The 16,110-nt window shown below is 61.0% G+C and carries 14 protein-coding genes; 6 read left to right on the top strand and 8 right to left on the bottom strand.

All coding sequences use genetic code 11. The annotated features are described in order from the left end of the window. Nucleotides 1-100: 100 nt before the first annotated feature. The gene (locus AC1Z32_RS03180) at nucleotides 101-1,462 is read left to right on the top strand and encodes an amino acid permease (protein ID WP_483478194.1); all 1,362 of its coding nucleotides are present in this window, start codon (nucleotides 101-103) and stop codon (nucleotides 1,460-1,462) included. A 77-nt stretch (nucleotides 1,463-1,539) separates the two neighbouring features. On the opposite strand, the gene AC1Z32_RS03175 is transcribed toward AC1Z32_RS03180, so the two are convergent. The 5 genes from AC1Z32_RS03175 to AC1Z32_RS03155 form a co-directional block, all read right to left on the bottom strand. Further along, on the bottom strand, nucleotides 1,540-2,448 hold the full coding sequence (locus AC1Z32_RS03175; protein WP_483477249.1) for a dihydrodipicolinate synthase family protein: 909 nt from the start codon (nucleotides 2,446-2,448) through the stop codon (nucleotides 1,540-1,542). Between the two features lie 86 nt (nucleotides 2,449-2,534). Beyond that, nucleotides 2,535-3,854 carry an NAD(P)/FAD-dependent oxidoreductase gene (locus AC1Z32_RS03170; RefSeq protein WP_483477248.1) on the bottom strand — a complete coding sequence of 440 codons (1,320 nt, stop codon included), beginning with the start codon at nucleotides 3,852-3,854 and terminating at the stop codon, nucleotides 2,535-2,537. A 680-nt stretch (nucleotides 3,855-4,534) separates the two neighbouring features. Continuing rightward, on the bottom strand, nucleotides 4,535-5,896 hold the full coding sequence (locus tag AC1Z32_RS03165; protein WP_483477247.1) for an MFS transporter: 1,362 nt from the start codon (nucleotides 5,894-5,896) through the stop codon (nucleotides 4,535-4,537). Nucleotides 5,897-6,335: 439 nt separating this feature from the next. After that, nucleotides 6,336-7,835: an aldehyde dehydrogenase gene (locus AC1Z32_RS03160; RefSeq protein ID WP_483477246.1), complete on the bottom strand. Its 1,500-nt coding sequence runs from the start codon at nucleotides 7,833-7,835 to the stop codon at nucleotides 6,336-6,338. 210 nt (nucleotides 7,836-8,045) lie between these two features. Beyond that, entirely contained in the window at nucleotides 8,046-8,828 is a 783-nt protein-coding gene (locus AC1Z32_RS03155; RefSeq protein WP_483477245.1) for a cytochrome c biogenesis CcdA family protein, read from the bottom strand. Nucleotides 8,829-9,120: 292 nt separating this feature from the next. Between AC1Z32_RS03155 and AC1Z32_RS03150 the strand changes: the two genes are divergently transcribed. After that, a complete protein-coding gene (locus AC1Z32_RS03150; protein ID WP_483477244.1) occupies nucleotides 9,121-9,696 on the top strand; it encodes a thioredoxin family protein in 576 nt (191 codons plus the stop codon). 56 nt (nucleotides 9,697-9,752) lie between these two features. Here the strand turns inward: AC1Z32_RS03150 and panS are convergent, their stop codons facing one another. Next, a complete protein-coding gene (gene panS, locus AC1Z32_RS03145; RefSeq protein ID WP_483477243.1) occupies nucleotides 9,753-10,712 on the bottom strand; it encodes a ketopantoate/pantoate/pantothenate transporter PanS in 960 nt (319 codons plus the stop codon). Between the two features lie 308 nt (nucleotides 10,713-11,020). Here panS and AC1Z32_RS03140 point away from each other — a divergent pair, with 308 nt between their 5' ends. Together AC1Z32_RS03140 and AC1Z32_RS03135 are read left to right on the top strand one after the other, a co-directional pair. Next, nucleotides 11,021-11,530, top strand: a complete 510-nt coding sequence (locus AC1Z32_RS03140; RefSeq protein ID WP_483477242.1) for a DUF6622 family protein — start codon at nucleotides 11,021-11,023, stop codon at nucleotides 11,528-11,530. Nucleotides 11,531-11,658: 128 nt separating this feature from the next. After that, nucleotides 11,659-12,426 (top strand): DUF899 domain-containing protein, encoded by a 768-nt coding sequence (locus tag AC1Z32_RS03135; RefSeq protein WP_483477241.1) that lies wholly within the window; start codon nucleotides 11,659-11,661, stop codon nucleotides 12,424-12,426. Nucleotides 12,427-12,488: 62 nt separating this feature from the next. Here the strand turns inward: AC1Z32_RS03135 and AC1Z32_RS03130 are convergent, their stop codons facing one another. Beyond that, nucleotides 12,489-13,352: an alpha/beta fold hydrolase gene (locus tag AC1Z32_RS03130; protein ID WP_483477240.1), complete on the bottom strand. Its 864-nt coding sequence runs from the start codon at nucleotides 13,350-13,352 to the stop codon at nucleotides 12,489-12,491. Between the two features lie 122 nt (nucleotides 13,353-13,474). Here AC1Z32_RS03130 and AC1Z32_RS03125 point away from each other — a divergent pair, with 122 nt between their 5' ends. Both AC1Z32_RS03125 and AC1Z32_RS03120 read left to right on the top strand, forming a co-directional pair. Next, complete coding sequence (locus tag AC1Z32_RS03125) at nucleotides 13,475-13,849, top strand: ArsR/SmtB family transcription factor (protein ID WP_483478193.1); 375 nt, start codon at nucleotides 13,475-13,477, stop codon at nucleotides 13,847-13,849. Then, nucleotides 13,836-14,351 (top strand): SRPBCC family protein, encoded by a 516-nt coding sequence (locus tag AC1Z32_RS03120; protein WP_483477239.1) that lies wholly within the window; start codon nucleotides 13,836-13,838, stop codon nucleotides 14,349-14,351. The genes AC1Z32_RS03125 and AC1Z32_RS03120 overlap by 14 nt, the downstream gene beginning before the upstream one ends. A gap of 18 nt (nucleotides 14,352-14,369) precedes the next feature. Here the strand turns inward: AC1Z32_RS03120 and poxB are convergent, their stop codons facing one another. Beyond that, nucleotides 14,370-16,091, bottom strand: a complete 1,722-nt coding sequence (gene poxB / locus AC1Z32_RS03115) for a ubiquinone-dependent pyruvate dehydrogenase (RefSeq protein ID WP_483477238.1) — start codon at nucleotides 16,089-16,091, stop codon at nucleotides 14,370-14,372. Nucleotides 16,092-16,110 lie beyond the last annotated feature (19 nt).

Raw genomic sequence — 16,110 nt, 5'->3', positions numbered from 1 at the left:
GAAGCAACAACGGAGACAGGCTATGACACCTACACCCGGCAGCGGTGTGCGCACCCATGCAGCGAGGGCAGCAACAAAAACGCGTGATTCCGGCAGTTCAATCGATAGCACTCAGAGCGGAAGCAACCTCGGACACGGACTGCGGCAACGACATGTCGTCATGTTGTCCATCGGCGGCAGCATCGGTGCTGGACTGTTCGTCGGCTCAGGACATGCCATTGCGGAGGCAGGACCGGCAGCCATTCTTGCGTATGTCTTCGCCAGCATTCTCGTGGTCCTCGTGATGCGCATGCTGGGTGAGATGGCGTGCGCCATGCCGGACTCGGGTTCTTTTTCGACGTATGCCTCGAAAGCCATCGGACCTTGGGCAGGCTTCACGATCGGATGGATGTATTGGTGGTTCTGGGTGCTGCTGGTTCCGCTAGAAGCTACCGCGGCCGCCAACATTCTGAATAGCTGGTTCCCTCAGCTTGCAGTCTGGCAGTATTGCGTGCTCGTGACCGTGCTTCTTACCGCCACCAACCTCTTCAGCGTGAAGAATTACGGCGAACTCGAATTCTGGTTTGCGCTTATCAAGGTCGTGGCAATCACTGCCTTCGTGGTTCTCGGCCTCATTGCGCTGGCGGGCGGCTTGCCGAATGTCCATCTCACTCCACTCGCGACCATTACCGAACACGAAGGGTTTCTTCCGCGCGGATTCGCACCGGTTGTCGGCGCCCTGCTCACGACGATGTTCACCTTTCTCGGAACCGAAGTTGTCACGATAGCCGCCGCCGAATCCGAGAATCCGGCGAAGGAGATCGCTCATGCCATCACCTCGGTGGTCTGGAGAATCTCGCTCTTTTACATCGGCTCCATCGCCATCATCATTTCGGTCGTACCGTGGAACGATCCCGCGCTGATAAGCATCGGTTCCTATCAGGCCGTGCTCGAGGTCTTTCACGTGCCGCATGCGAAATTGATCATCGACACGCTGATTCTCGTGGCCGTCGCAAGCTGTCTGAATAGCGCGCTCTATACGGCATCGCGCATGTTGTTTTCGCTCGGCACGCGCGGACAAGCGCCCTCGCTAGTGACTTCGACCACCCGGGCCGGCGTGCCTGCGAATGCCGTGCTAGCCTCCACCGTGGTCGCTTTCGCTGGATGCGCCGCGAACTACATTGCACCCAAGTATGTTTTCGATACGCTTCTGGCCACGACGGGGGCGATTGCATTGCTGGTCTACTTCATCATCGCGCTCAGTCAGCTTCGCCTTCGCGCCCGGCTGGTTCGCGAAGGTTCTCTCAAGGTCCGCATGTGGGGCCATCCGTATCTTTCGATGATCGCGATTCTATTGATTGCGGGCGCGTTCGTGGTGATGGTGAACGCTCCGGATCATCGGCAGGAAGTGGTTTTGACGCTCGGATCGTCGGCGGTGCTCGCATTGATTGGCTGGCATCTTCAGAAGCGGCGAGCCGGATGACGGTCGTGAGTGACTCTGCGCCTGTTCTATTCCGTCTGGATTTCTTTTGCGGATTTCGGGCGCAGAGTCTTTTCTTATTACTTGCCGGCGGTGACCGATTTAACCTCTTCCTTGAGCGCAGTCACGATCTGCTTCAACGCCTGCTTCTGCTCGTCGTCGAGAGGCTGCAAGGGTGTGCGCAATCCGCCGGTACGCAGCCCGGCGAACTCACATCCCTGCTTGATCGATTGAACGAACTTGCCCGCGTCTTCGAGGAAATCCATCAATGGCATCATTGCGGACATGATGCGGCGGCCCTTGTCGAAATCCTTCTCGACCACGCATGCCTCATACAGCGCGATATGTTCCTCGGGCAGGAAGTTGGACCCCGCGCACACCCAGCTGCGAGCGCCCCACGCAAAGAACTCGAGCGCCTGATCGTCCCAGCCGCAGGAGAGATTGATACTTGGAAAGTGCCGCGCGAGCATGTGCAACTGGCTCGTACTGCCCGAACTCTCCTTGATGGCGACGAAGTTCTTCGATTTCGAAACGACCGTTTCGAAGAAGGTCCGTCCCATCATCGCATTCGTGCGTCCAGGATAGTTGTAGAGCATCGCTGGCAGGCCCGCTGCCTGATCGACCGCAAGCGCATGGATGGCGTTCTCTTCCTCGGTCGGCAACGCATACGGAGGCGAACTGACGAGGATCGCGTCGGCTCCGATCGACTTCGCCGCCTTCGCGTACTCGACCGAATCCTCAGTGCGAATCGCGCCCGTTCCGACAATGAGCGGCACCCGCGATCCGATGATCTTCTTTGCCAGCGATGCGAGATCGAATCGCTCCTGAGCCGTATGCGAATAGTATTCGCCAGTGGATCCGCCAATGATGATGCCATGGACCTTCGACGCGATCAGATGCTCGATGACCTCGGCAAACGCTTCGTTGTCGATGGAACCATCGCTCGACAAGGGCGTGATCGCGGGGGTGTAAATGCCTTCGAATTTCATGTTCCAGCCTCTGCTATGAAAAGGGACGTGTGATGATCTGCATGCTGTACAAACTGCTTCGCTACTGATGACTGAGAGAACCGCGCTTAACTCTCGAGACCGGCCATCTGCTGCCCCCACCATAGCGTTGCGTTCACGCCCAGTGAGAGAAATGGTTCCGGCGGCGCAGTCTTGGGCCCCGGCGACTTCAGCAAGTGCTCGACGAGCGCGTTGCTCTTTCCCGCGATCCAGTTGGCGAGAAGCGTTCCGGTCACAGTTCCTCTTGTGATACCCAGACCGTTACAACACAGTGCGCCATAGACGTTGGGGCCTAGCTGACCAAAGAAGCCTTCGTGATTCTGCGAAAGCGCCAAAGATCCGCTCCACGTGTAATCGAAGCCCACATCGGGCAGCATCGGAAACCTCCGCTGGAAGGACAATGCATGCCTCTTCGCCATTCGCGCCAGGTACTGTTGCTTCGGACGTCCATCGGGATTGAAGCTGAAACTGTTACGAATCAGGATTCGATTGTCATGCGTACGCCGAACCGTGCTTCCGAATGGGTCTGCCGGAATGACACCCCAGAACGACTTGCCGCCCAAAGCTTCCTGCTCCTGCGCCGACAAAGGTCTGGTGAGGCTCGCGTACAGGAAAACCGGCAGCATGGAACGTCTGAGGAAACCGAACCTCATGCCGAACGCGTTGTTGGCGAGTATGAGCTTGTCGGTCACGATCTGCCCTTGAGCATGTCCCAGCACGACCTTCTTGCCGTAGTCCACTTCGGTAATCGGCGTGCGCTCGTACAGCGTCACGTTGGCCGGCAGACTGTCAGCAAGACCTTTGACAAGCGCGGATGGCTGCACGAGGATCGTTCCCGGCGTGTAGAGCGCGCGTTTGTAGAAGCGCGTGCCGATGTGCCCCGGCAAATCGCTTCCCTCGATCATCTCGTATTGCTGACCGAGCTTATCGAGACCACGGCGATATGCATCGAGCACGGCGAGGCCGCGGCTTTCGACCGCGGCTTGATACTTCCCTGAAGCGCGCATCGCACAGTCGATACCGTGCTCTTCAACGATATTTCGAAGAATCGACTGCCCCAGAAGATTGAGCTGCAGCGTTGTCTTCGCCGTCTCGATGTCTCCGATATAGTCGTCGGCACCGATGTCGTGCGGGAGATCGATGGCGAAGCCGGCATTTCGCCCGGCCGTGCCAAAGCCTACTTCTTGCGCTTCCACAAGGACGATCTCTTGATCGGGGAAATTCAGCGCGAGCTGCCGGGCAGCGGCCAGTCCGGTATATCCGGCACCGACTACCGTCCATCGAGCGTTTTTCTTCCCTGAGTGCGACGGCCGAGGTTTGCGGGGACCGCTAAGGTGATACCAGCCACACGCGGAATCATCCGCAGGCGTTGAAGTGACCTTCTGCATTCTCGATTCCAAGGGTTGATTCCAGTCCGCACAACTTCGATTCGAGCCGGCATGAGAATGACTCATGCACAGCGTCATCGGTCATTCGAGCCAACGTTCAGACGATCGACGTCCGCACCGAACTGGCGTTCTAAAAGCCATGAGTCTGTTTTGAATCCCTTCAGCCGAACGGATCGCGCGTCTCGCGAGTCCGGGAAGCGAACATCGGTTCAGAAAACATTTCGTGCTCTTGTACTATTTTTACGGCATCTTCAACGGCGAACCTTGTCTCCAGAATCGGTTCGTCGAAGGCTAGCTTTTCCCGAGAAGCGGCGTTGCTGTTTCGAGAAGCATCTTGGACACAACGATATCGAAATGGGCTCTACGTCACCAACGATATTTTGTTGGGGCGTAGAGAGACTTTTCGTTATGAAAGCGATGATGGCGCCGCAGCCGCCGACGCCATCCGTACAGCATTCACATTCCGTTCGAGCTCACATGCTCTTCGAACGGAAAGTGCCGGTCCATCCAGTCGTAGTGCCTGCCGGCTTCCGCCCAAGGCCAGTTGCGGGCGGTCTCGCCAGCGTTGACGAGAGGTTCAGTGCCCCGGTCGCGACCGGAAGAAGCCTGACCCTTCATATCGATACAGTGTTCGTGTTGCAATTGCCGCTCCGTTAATGAATCGAGTCATGTGCGAACTGCTAGTGAGCAAAACCAGCGGCCGTCTCCGAGAGGCTCTTGCCTTTGGTCTCCGGTGCGAGCCACTGTGACAATGCCGCGCCTAGACCCGCAATGCCGGCCGCGATCAGCATGGTCCCCGAGGCGCCGATGTGCGTCATCGACCAGGGCAAAAGGAACGTGCCGAGACCGGCTCCGACCCGGCTGACGGCAGCCGCGAAGCCCGTTCCGATGCAGCGCACCTCGGTCGGGAAGACCTCTCCCGGGTAGACGCCGGTCAGCGTGTTGTATCCGGCGTTGAAAAAGGAAAAGACGAGGAAGAGCACGAGCACTCCCGCCGGCGGTGCGCCGGTCCACAAACCGATGATCGCGAGGACTATGGTGCACAGCCATTGGGGCGGTACGGTCAGGGTGCGGCGGCCGAGCTTTTCGATCAACAGAACCGTCACCACGACGCCAGCCAGGGCAACTGCGGAGAGGCCGATGCCGCCTGCGAGCCCGCCGCCGAGGCCGTATTTCTGAAGCACGCTGTCTGCGAATGTGCCAATCGCGAAGTACGGCGTGACGGCGCAGAACCAGAACATCGACATGAACAGCGTCGCCCGCCAGTACTGCGGCGAGAAGAGCATCCCGAACTTGGCACCGGTGACGGCGGTGCATTCGCGCTCGACGTCTGCTGCGTCTGCGGCACTTTCCATGTACCGCCGGGCAATCGCGCGTGCCTCGCCGACGCGCTTCTGGTTCCACAACCAGCGCGGCGACTCCGGCAGCCCGAACCGGGCAACGAACAGGATCGCCGCGATAAATGAGCTCGTACCCAGGATGAACCGCCAGCCTAGGTGGGTCGATTCGTTCAGCACGAATCCGACAGCGAAGGCGATCATGAATCCGGCGTACCAGGCAATCTGGGTCAAACCCATGAGCCGTCCTCGCAGGCGTGAGGGTGCGAATTCCGACATGAGTGGCCAGCCAACGGAATATTCAGCGCCGATCGCGACGCCCATCAGGAGGCGCACGACGAACAGCTCCAGCGGCGAGCTGACGAAGAACTGCATGGCGGAAGAGATGAGGAACAGCCCCATGTCCGCCATGAAAAGCGGTTTGCGGCCGTATTTGTCGGCGGCCCAGCCGCCCAATGGAGAACCGAACAGGATGCCGAACAACGCGCCAGCGGCGATCAGGCCTTCCCAGAACATCGAGACGCCAAGCTCGGCGGTCAGCCTGGCACTCACGGGGCCGACTATCCCAAGGATATAGCCGTCGAGAAACATCCCGCCTGTAAGGACGAAAATCATCCTCATCATGAAGCGTCGTTTGAACGCCAGGGATGTCTCCGCCTCGGCGATTTCGCCGAAGCTCGTGAGAGTATTGTTCTGCAATGACATAGTAGCTCCTCCAATTTTTCATTCAGCCGGCATATGGCGGATGCTCGGCTCGTGCGCCCGTGCTGCAGCGGCGAACGGTCTCTACGCTCGTCCCATTCTTCTCGCACGTTCGCTTCGGAAAGGCGATGGGATCTATCAAATGCATTGATATGCGACATTCGATGACGCCTCGACTTCATCGAATTAATTTCGGTATGCGGATTTAATTGAATTCGATCAGACCAGCCGAGTCATGTAGCGGTCGTATGGCGAATCAGCCAAAAGGGTTCGTTGGCAGTTGATTGCGATGCAGCCCTTTCGAGCTGCATCGCTTGTCGATGATCGGACGGAACTTTCTGTCCCATGCCGCTATTTGAAGTCAGACGGGCATCTGTCGGCTAGAACGTTTGCGACGTATCGCCGGAATGCCGCCCGATGCGCAGGCCAGTACGTCCATGCACTACGCTTCATCCGTTTCGTCATCGTTCAGATCGAGCCAGATGGTCTTGAGCTGCGTGTACTGGTCGTGCGCATGCAGGGAGTTATCGCGGCCGCCGAAGCCCGATTGCTTATAGCCGCCGAACGGCGTGGTTATGTCGCCCTCACCGAAGGAGTTCACCGTCACGGTGCCTGCGCGAATCGCACGCGCAGCACGCAATGCCCGCTTGCCATTGCCAGCGAATACGGAAGCACAGAGGCCATACTCGGTGTCGTTCGCGACATCGATTGCTTCCTTCAGGCTATCCACCGTGATCACCGATAAGATCGGCCCGAAGATCTCCTCGCGCGCAAGCTTCGCGTCGTTGCTCGCAACGTCGACGATGGTCGGATGCACATAGCGCCCTTCACTCGTCTGACCGCCGAAAAGCACGTTGATATCGTCAGCGAGATAGGACTGAACCTTCTCGTAATGCTGCTTTGAAACCAGCGGCCCAACTCGGTTAGCGGGATCGAGCGGGTCGCCAACGCGCCATTGCGCGGCGAGCGTCACCATCTTGTCGAGCAGCGCAGCCTTGATGTCGCGATGCACGATCAGCCTCGTGATCGCCGAGCAGTTCTCGCCCATGTTCCAGAGCGCACCATTGACGACGTGCTCCGCCACGGCATCGAGGTTCGTTACGTCGGGCATCACGATGCAAGGGTTTTTCCCGCCCATCTCGAGCACGACTTCCTTCAGATTGCTTTCCGATGAGTAGGAAAGGAATCGCCGCCCGGTAGCAGTCGAGCCGGTGAACGACACCATGTCGATGTCGGGATGGCGGCCGATCGACTCGCCCACCGAACGGCCGCTGCCGGTCACGACATTGAACACGCCGGCAGGAATGCCTGCTTCGAGCGCGAGTTCGGCGACTCGCATCGTAGTAAGAGAGGTTTCGACGGCGGGCTTCACGACGAGGGAGCAACCTGCCGCGAGAGACGGGCCGATTTTCCATGCCAGCATCAGCAGCGGAAAATTCCACGGCAGCACCAGCCCCACGACGCCGACCGGTTCACGCACGATCATCGAGATGTGATTGTCGGATGCCGGGGAAACCTGGTCGTAGATCTTGTCGATTGCCTCGGCATGCCAGCGGAGCACATTCACCGTTTCGGGAACATCGACCGTCTGACAGTCGAAGATGGTCTTGCCCGCATCGAGGCTTTCCATGACCGATAACTCGAGCGCGCTTTTCTCGATGAGGTCCGCGAGACGGAGAATGGCGTGCTTGCGCTCAGCGGGATGCAGCTTCGACCAGCGGCCGTCGTTGAATGCAGTGCGTGCGCTTGCGACAGCCACATCGACATCGGCCTTGGAACAGGCCGGCAGGTCTGCGAGGCGCTCGCCCGTGGCGGGATTGGTGGTCGTGAACGTCTCGCCTGACAGCGCACTGCAAAGCTTGCCGTCGATGATCGCAGAGGTCGGCAGTTTCAGGTCGTGAGCGATCCTGTGATACTCGCTCGCGGACAGAAAATCGGTCATACGGTCTCCGTTGATATAAGTTTTCGAGACCAACCGCACGACACGGCCGCTCTCGAAGTCAGAAATGGATCGACACGTTCACACCTTCCAGGCGAGGCATCGTGTTCCAAACGATATCGAACTGCAAATTCTGTCGCCAACGATATTTTCTTGGAACAAGCCAGTACTTTTGGTTATGGACGAGCGCAGACGCAGCGGTCGACGAGGCGATTACAGGCCCTGCGGACGCGTGATGCTCGCACCCTGCCGCTCATCGGCCGAAGCCTGCTTCTGTTTCAGTACCCCGACAAGCCGGCTCTCGATGCCGTTCGTCGGCGCGCTTGGCACGTAGGCGAGGATTTGGGTATCGAGACCTGTCGCGATCGCGGCCACGCTCAGCACGATGAGCGCGCCCAATGCGCGGCGCAGATGCTCGCCCACGCCGAGCGAACGCTTGAGCATATCCAGCGCGCGCTTGCCGAGACTCGACGCCACCGCGAGCGAACTCGCGGCACCCGCGGCATACGCGGCAAGCGCCGCTGCCGTGTGCCAGCTCGCGCCATGCAAGGCTGCGCCCGTCAGAATCACGCCGAGGATCGGGCCGGCGCACGGCGCCCACAGGAGACCGGTCGCCGCGCCCAGCAGCATCGATGAGGCGATACGCCGCGTCGTGCCGTGCGCCTGCGAACGCGCGACGATCCGATCAGCGAGCGCCGACAACGGACGCGTGAAGCGCTCGGCGATCGACGGAAACAGCAGCGCCGCGCCGAACAGCGCGAGCGTGGCAAGCGCGAAAAAGCGGCCGTACTGGCTCAATTGCGCGGCGCCCGCGAGGCCGGCGACACCGATGCCGGTCACGAGCGCGAACGTGCCCGCGAGGCCGGCGAGAAGCGGCAGACGATCAGTGACGAAAGGCTTGTCCGAGCGCGCGAACACGAACGGCACGACCGGCAGGATGCAGGGACTCAGCACGGTGAACACGCCGCCGAGAAATGCGATGACGATGAGTGACATGAGATGGGTCTTCCATGAATGTCGTTGACCGGACCGGCATCGGATGCCGGGGGATGTGCGCATTTCAGCGCACGCGTGTATCGCAGAAATTTCCGGAACGGCGACACGTGCAACGCCGTGTATCGACGGCGCCGGCGGATACATGGCGATACGAACGGCCGGTTTTGTATCGCCATGTATCTGGCCCGCGTGCCGATAAAGAACGATTCACATTGGGCCGATGCGGGACACGCGCGCGATACATCGGCGCGTTTCAATACGCTCCAATGTCGACTCAAAGGGAGAACCCGTCATGTTCGATCGACTCAAGATCGCGGCCGTCGTCACTGCAATGGTTGCAGCGTCAGGCGCCGTTGCAGGGCTTGCGGCTTTTACTTCAACCGGGAATGCGCCGAGTGCGGCTACGGCGCAGCAGACCGGCATGCAGGCGCCGGATTTCGCGGGCATCGATAACTGGATCAACAGCGCGCCGCTGGATCTCAAGCAGTTGCGCGGCAAGGTCGTGCTCGTCGATTTCTGGACGTTCGATTGCATCAACTGCGCGCATACGCTGCCGCATGTGAAGGACTGGTATGCGCGCTATCGCGACAAGGGACTCGTGGTCGTCGGCGTACATACGCCCGAGTACACGTTCGAACGGGATATCGGCAATCTGAAGAAGGCGGTCGCGAAATATGGAATCGAATATCCGGTGGCGCAGGATAATCGATACGCGACGTGGAACGCGTACAACAATCAATACTGGCCCGCGTTCTATCTCATCGATCAGAACGGGAAGATCGTATATAGCCACTTCGGCGAAGGGCGATATGCGCAGACGGAGGAAGCGATTCGTGGCCTGCTCCGTTTAAGTGGAACCGAGCGTTGAAAAAAAAAGCGCGCCCGCTGTGGGCGCGCTTTCGTTCGATCGCTCGATGCGACCGCTCAACCTTGCCGCACGACAGCGCCGTGCGTGTCGGCATCGCGCGTCGAGCCTTTCGCCGGGCGCCCCGCCCAGTGGCCCGCGAGCATCGATCCAGACAGGTTGTGCCACACCGAGAACAGCGCGCCCGGCAGCGCGGCGATCGGCGTGAAGTACAGCTTGCCGAGCGTGGCCGCGAGGCCGGAGTTCTGCATGCCGACTTCGATCGCGAGCGTGCGGCACACCGCTTCATCGAAGCCGAGCAGACGTCCGCCCCAGTATCCGCCCAGCAAGCCGATGCCGTTGTGCAGCACCACGCCGATCGCGACCACCACGCCGACGGACGCGATGCTCTTCTGGGTCCCGCCCACGACCGCCGCGATGATCAGCAGGATCGACACCATCGACACGAGCGGCAGCGCCCATTCGATCTTGCGCACGAGCTTGCCGAAGAAATGATTCACGACGAGGCCGATGACGATCGGCAGCGCGACGATCTGCACGATGCTCATCAGCATGCCGTGCACATCGACGGCGATCGACGCATCGACGTAAAGGCGCGTGAGCAGCGGCGTCGCGAACACGCCGACGAGCGTCGACAGCGCGCTGATCGTCACCGACAGCGCGACATCGCCGCGCGCCAGATAGATCATCACGTTCGACGCCGTGCCGCTCGCGACGCTGCCGACGAGCACCATGCCCGCCGTCAGATCGGGCGGCATGCGCAATGCCTTCGCGATGACCCATGCGGCGAGCGGCATCACCAGATAATGCAGCACGATGCCCGCGACCACCGGTGCGGGCCGCGTGAAGACGCGCCGGAAATCGTCGATGGAGAGTGTGACGCCCATCGACAGCATGATGATCGTCAGGAGCGTCGTGACGTGCGGCGCAATGCCCGTCACGGATGAGGGCGCGCAATAGGCGGCGATGGAGGCCAGCACGGCCCAGAGCGGGAATAAGCGGGTGATGCGGGCAAGCATGAAAGGCAATCCTCGAATGTCGTAGCGTGTCGTGTGTTTCGGCGAAAGCGGCGGCGCGGGATGACCGGACGGTCGCGGACGACTGAAGCTTGCCTTCGTGGGGCGGATGCCGGCGCGCGTGCTGGAGCGCGCGGGTCACGCGCGTTTCCGGCCGTACGGCGGGCTGGCGCGGCATTTTACCCGCTGCGGCAACACAATTCGGAACGCGCTTAATTTTTATGAAACGCGATGTTCCGGTTCATGACTCATTCGCAGCTAATTCTGCGGCGTCAAGATGCGCATCAAATAACCGAACCAAGGAGATGATCATGACGCCGATCGCCATCATTCAAGGCACGCCGACGTGGGTCTGGGTGCTGCTCGCATTTCTTGCCTATCGTGGATACAAGTCGTTGCAGGCCAGCACGACGCCGCTTTCCAAACTCGCGATCGTGCCGCTGATTTTTGCGGGCATGGGCATCGCGCATCTGGCATCGGCGCCGCTCGCGGGCTGGGCCGCCACCGCCGCGTGGGTCGTCGCGCTTGGCGTCGGCGTCGTGGGCGGCGTCTTCACGGCGAGCCGCACGCGCTTCATCGTCGATCCGATTGCGCGCACCGTGATGCTGCCCGGCTCTTTCGTGCCTCTGCTGCTGATCGCCGCCATCTTCATCGCGAAGTTCTGGCTCGGCTTCGAGATGGCGACCGTGGCGAATATGTCCGCACTCGCCATGTACGCCGTGATCGATGCCGCTGTGTCCGGCATCGTCGCGGGCATGTTCGCCGGCCGCTTCTTCACCTACTGGAAGACGATGCACGCGCTTCGTGCGTCGTGGGCCTGAACGCGAGGCGGCGGGCATGGATGCCGAAATGCCGTCACACTTGTTACTCCCATTCGTCCGCTTTCGGGTCCAGACTAACTCACGGCAAACATCATTCGAGAGTCCACACTCAGGAGGTTGCAAAAGCCATGACTACATCAGACGAAATGCGCACACCGCCGGTCGTGTCGAAAGAGGAATGGGATGCGGCGCGCGAGAAGTTGCTCGTGAAGGAGAAGGCTCACACCCGCGCCCGCGACGCGCTCGCCGCCGAGCGCCGCCGCATGCCGTGGATGGCCGTGAAAACGGACTATGTGTTCGAGGGCCCTGACGGCAAGATCGGCTTGCTCGATCTGTTCGAAGGCCGGCGTCAATTGATCGTCTATCGCGCGTTCTACGAGCCCGGCGTGTTCGGATGGCCGGAGCATGCGTGTCGGGGTTGCTCGATGGTCGCCGATCAGGTCGCGCATGTCTCGCACCTGAACGCGCGCGACACCACGCTCGTGTTCGTCTCGCGTGCGCCGCAGCAGGACATCGCGCAACTGAAGCAACGCATGGGCTGGGACATTCCGTGGTTCACGCTGACGGATCGCTTCGATGCCGACTTCGGCGTCGACGAATGGCACGGCACGAATGTGTTCTTCCGCGATGGCGACCGTGTGTTCCGCACGTACTTCCTCAACAATCGCGGCGATGAACAGATGGGCAATACCTGGAACTATCTCGACATCACACCGCTCGGCAGGCAAGAGCTTTGGGAGGACTCGCCCGAAGGCTATCCTCAGACGCCGACCTATAAATGGTGGAACTGGCATGACAGCTATATCGCGGATGCGCCGCCCGACAAGAAGTGGGTCGAGGTGTCGGACGCGGGCGAGGCGGCCTTCCGGGCCGAGAGTGCGAAAAGTAAGACGTGAGATCGCGTGATCGACGCGGGATCGCTTGTGATCCGAGGGCGATCCGCGTCGCGTGTTTTCGTTCAGGACCTAGCGCCGCTGACCACCGCCATGAACGTCAGCCATTCGCCGACGATCGCCTCGGGCGCGTCCTCCTGCATCAGATGTCCCGAACCGGGCACGCGCGTGAAGCGTGAACCCGGCATCAGCGACGCCAGTTCGACACCGCGCGCGACCGGTATCCATTCATCTTCCTCGCCCCAAAGGATCGACACGGGGCACGCCAATTCGTCATAGCGCGGTTGAACTTCATCCGTGTATCGCTGATCCATCTGCGCGATCTGCCGATAGAACGCGGCCTGCCCTCGTTCGCCCGTCCACGGCTGCGTGTAGATGCGCAACGTCTCCTCCGTCAGGCGCCGATGCGCCGCGCCTTGCAGATAGGCATCGAGCATCGCCTCATGCATATATGGCGGCACACCCGCGAACGCGGCTTCATGCTGCCGCACATGGCGCACGAAGGGCGATCCCCACGGCGCGACAGCGACCGGATCGACGAGCATCAGCGAACGATACGCGCAGTCGTTCAGCAGCGCGGCTCTGAGCGATGTCGCGCCGCCGAAGTCATGCGCGAGCACATCGGGCAGTGCGCCGTTCCAGTCGGCGCTCCAGTGCGCGATCAGCGCTGCCAGCACGCGATTCTGAACGCCGAGCGACACGTCCTGTCCATCGCGCATGTCCGATGCGCCGTAGCCGAGAAGATCGAAGTAATGCACGCGCCGCGAACCTGCCGCAATCGGCGCGATGCGCCGCCATACCTGCGATGAAAACGGCGTGCCGTGCACCATCACGAGCGGCGCGCCCTCGCCGATCACGCCATAACGTATCGATTGATCTTCGAAGTCGAACACATGATCGAGGGGCAATGCATCTTTCGTTTCGCTCATGGCGTATCCCTTGAATGTCGATACGTGAGGATAAGGCACGTCGACGAAGGCCGCACTTGACCGTCGCGGTTCGATTTACTATATTCCTCATTGGCTATATAACCATACAGTCATTGAATCGCATGCGCGAAGACGACTTGAATCAGGTGTTTGCGGCCCTCGCCGATCCCACGCGCCGCGCGATCGTCGCGCGTCTCGCAAGCGGCGAAGCCACCGTGAATGAACTGGCCGAGCCGTTCGAGATGACGCAGCCTTCCATCTCCAAGCATCTCAAGGTGCTGGAGCGCGCGGGCCTGATCTCGCGCTCGCGCGCCGCACAAACGCGCCCTTGCCGTCTCGAGCCTGCAGCGCTGAGCGAAGTCGCGAACTGGTTCGAAGCGTATCGGTCGTTGTGGGATGCCAGTTTCGACAGGCTCGATGCGCTCCTGAAAACGAGCGCGAAGACGAAGCCGAAGAAGCCATCGATATCGAAAGGAAAAAAACATGCCGCAAAATAACGCAACGGCCGCCAGCAGCGCGGCCTTCGAAATGAACCGCGTATTCGACGCGCCTCGCGAACGCGTGTGGCAAGCATGGAGCGAGCCGGATCAGATTGCGCGATGGTGGGGGCCGAAAGGCTGCACGTTGGACCTGCATCGCTTCGAGTTCCGTCCGGGCGGCTTCTTTCACTACGCGATGAACTTCGCCGGCGCGCCCGCCATGTGGGGCCGCTTCAACTACCGCGATATCGTGGCGCGCGAGCGCATCGTCTGGCTCAACTCGTTCTCGAACGAAAATTGCGGCATCGCACGCGCGCCGTTCAGCGAGGTGTGCCCGCTGGAAATCGAGAACGTCGTGACGTTCAGCGACGAGAACGGCAAGACGATGGTCGCGCTGCGTGCCACGCCGTTCGGCGCGAGCGAGCAGGAGCAACGCTATTTCGATGAATTGCGCCCATCGCTCGAACAAGGTTATGGCGGGACACTCGATCAACTCGCCGGTTTCCTGCGCGGCGCGTAAAGCGCCGCGCTCGCCTGCTCAACGCAGATTCGTGCGCGCGAGTTCGACGATCTCATCGCCGCGCCCGCTCAGAACGGCTCGCAGCATGTAGAGGCTGAAGCCCTTCGCCTGCGACAGCTCGATGGTCGGCGGCATCGCGAGTTCATGCTTCGACGTGACGACATCGACGACCGCCGGCCCCTCGTGCGCGAATGCTTCCCGCAGCGCGTTCTCGAGTTGCTCCGACTCCTCCACGCGCACCGACCAGATGCCCGCGCCCTTCGCGATCTGCGAGAAGTCGGTCTTGCTGAGATCGACGTTGGTGTCCAGATAGCCGCCCGCCTTAAGCTCCATCGATACGAAGCCGAGCAGGCTGTTATTGAACACGACGACCTTGATCGGCAAGTCGAGCTGCACGGCGGAGAGCAGATCGCCGAGCAGCATGGACAGACCGCCATCGCCCGATAGCGACACCACCTGCCGCTGCGGATGCGCCGCTTGCGCGCCGAGCGCCTGCGGCATCGCGTTTGCCATCGATCCATGATTGAACGAGCCGTGCAACTGGCGCTTGCCGTTCATCGTCAGATAGCGCGCAGCCCAGAGCGTCGGCGTGCCGACGTCCACCGTGAAGATCGCATCCTCGGCGGCGATTTCATCGACGAGCTTCGTCAGGTATTGCGGATGAATGGGACGTCCCGGCGCGGATGGCGTCGCGAGATCATCCAGGTCCTTGCGCGCGCTTGCGTAATGCTTGAGCGCGTTGTCGAGGAAGCGCCGCTCGTCCTTGCGCTGAAGCTTCGGCAACAGCGCGGCCAGGGTTTCCTTGATCGTGCCGACGAGCCCCATTTCGAGGGGCGCGCGGCGTCCCAGTTGCGAGCCGCGCCAGTCGATCTGCACGATCTTCGCCTGCGGCGGATAGAACGGCCGATATGGAAAGTCGCAACCGAGCAGGAGCAGCGTATCGCAGGACATCATCGCGTGATAGCCCGAACTGAAGCCGATGAGCCCGGTCATGCCGACATCGAACGGATTGTCATACTCGATGAACTGCTTGCCGCGCAGCGCATGCACGACGGGTGCGCCGAGCGTATCGGCGAGCGTGACCACTTCGCCGTGCGAACCCGCGACGCCGCTGCCGCACATGATCGTCACCGCTTCGCAGCCGTTGAGCAGCGCCGCGAGCTTGTCGAGATCCGCGTCGGACGGCACGATCGCGCCCGGTGCGCTCGCGGTCCAGCGCGGCTCCACGCTCGGGCCCTCGCTCAATGCCACATCGCCCGGCAAGACGATCACCGCGACGCCACGTTGATCGATCGCCGCGCGCATCGCGCGTTCGAGCACACGCGGAAACTGCGATGCATTCGACACCAGCTCCACGAAATGGCTGCACTCCCTGAACAATTCCTGCGGATGCGTTTCCTGGAAGTAGCCGAGACCGATCTCCGTCGACGGAATGTGCGCGGCGATGGCGAGCACCGGTTGATGATTGCGGTGGCAATCGTAGAGGCCGTTGATCAGATGCAGATTGCCCGGCCCGCAACTGCCCGCGCACACGGCGAGCTTGCCTGTCGCGGCGGCGTCCGCACCGGCCGCAAAAGCGGCGGCCTCTTCGTGGCGCGTGTGCATCCAGCGGATCGAGCCCACGCGATCGAGGCTGAAAGCCAGCCCGTTCAGGCTGTCTCCGGTGACGCCCCAGATGCGCTCGACGCCCGCTGCCGCAAGCGTCTTCGCCAGATAATCCGCAATCGTGTTCTTGGCCATGATGGTTCCTGCGCTGAAG

It is taken from the genome of Caballeronia sp. 11_S32, from assembly GCF_056930355.1.
This window is presented reverse-complemented; position numbering and strand designations above follow the sequence as displayed.

What these genes read in the sequence shown, in the direction of transcription:
- poxB (WP_483477238.1), bottom strand. Translation starts at nt 16,091, where the DNA reads ATGGCCAAGAACACGATTGCGGATTATCTGGCGAAGACGCTTGCGGCA.
- AC1Z32_RS03170 (WP_483477248.1), bottom strand. Translation starts at nt 3,854, where the DNA reads ATGCAGAAGGTCACTTCAACGCCTGCGGATGATTCCGCGTGTGGCTGG.
- AC1Z32_RS03175 (WP_483477249.1), bottom strand. Translation starts at nt 2,448, where the DNA reads ATGAAATTCGAAGGCATTTACACCCCCGCGATCACGCCCTTGTCGAGC.
- AC1Z32_RS03150 (WP_483477244.1), top strand. Translation starts at nt 9,121, where the DNA reads ATGTTCGATCGACTCAAGATCGCGGCCGTCGTCACTGCAATGGTTGCA.
- AC1Z32_RS03125 (WP_483478193.1), top strand. Translation starts at nt 13,475, where the DNA reads ATGCGCGAAGACGACTTGAATCAGGTGTTTGCGGCCCTCGCCGATCCC.
- AC1Z32_RS03135 (WP_483477241.1), top strand. Translation starts at nt 11,659, where the DNA reads ATGACTACATCAGACGAAATGCGCACACCGCCGGTCGTGTCGAAAGAG.
- AC1Z32_RS03120 (WP_483477239.1), top strand. Translation starts at nt 13,836, where the DNA reads ATGCCGCAAAATAACGCAACGGCCGCCAGCAGCGCGGCCTTCGAAATG.
- panS (WP_483477243.1), bottom strand. Translation starts at nt 10,712, where the DNA reads ATGCTTGCCCGCATCACCCGCTTATTCCCGCTCTGGGCCGTGCTGGCC.
- AC1Z32_RS03130 (WP_483477240.1), bottom strand. Translation starts at nt 13,352, where the DNA reads ATGAGCGAAACGAAAGATGCATTGCCCCTCGATCATGTGTTCGACTTC.
- AC1Z32_RS03160 (WP_483477246.1), bottom strand. Translation starts at nt 7,835, where the DNA reads ATGACCGATTTTCTGTCCGCGAGCGAGTATCACAGGATCGCTCACGAC.
- AC1Z32_RS03165 (WP_483477247.1), bottom strand. Translation starts at nt 5,896, where the DNA reads ATGTCATTGCAGAACAATACTCTCACGAGCTTCGGCGAAATCGCCGAG.
- AC1Z32_RS03155 (WP_483477245.1), bottom strand. Translation starts at nt 8,828, where the DNA reads ATGTCACTCATCGTCATCGCATTTCTCGGCGGCGTGTTCACCGTGCTG.
- AC1Z32_RS03140 (WP_483477242.1), top strand. Translation starts at nt 11,021, where the DNA reads ATGACGCCGATCGCCATCATTCAAGGCACGCCGACGTGGGTCTGGGTG.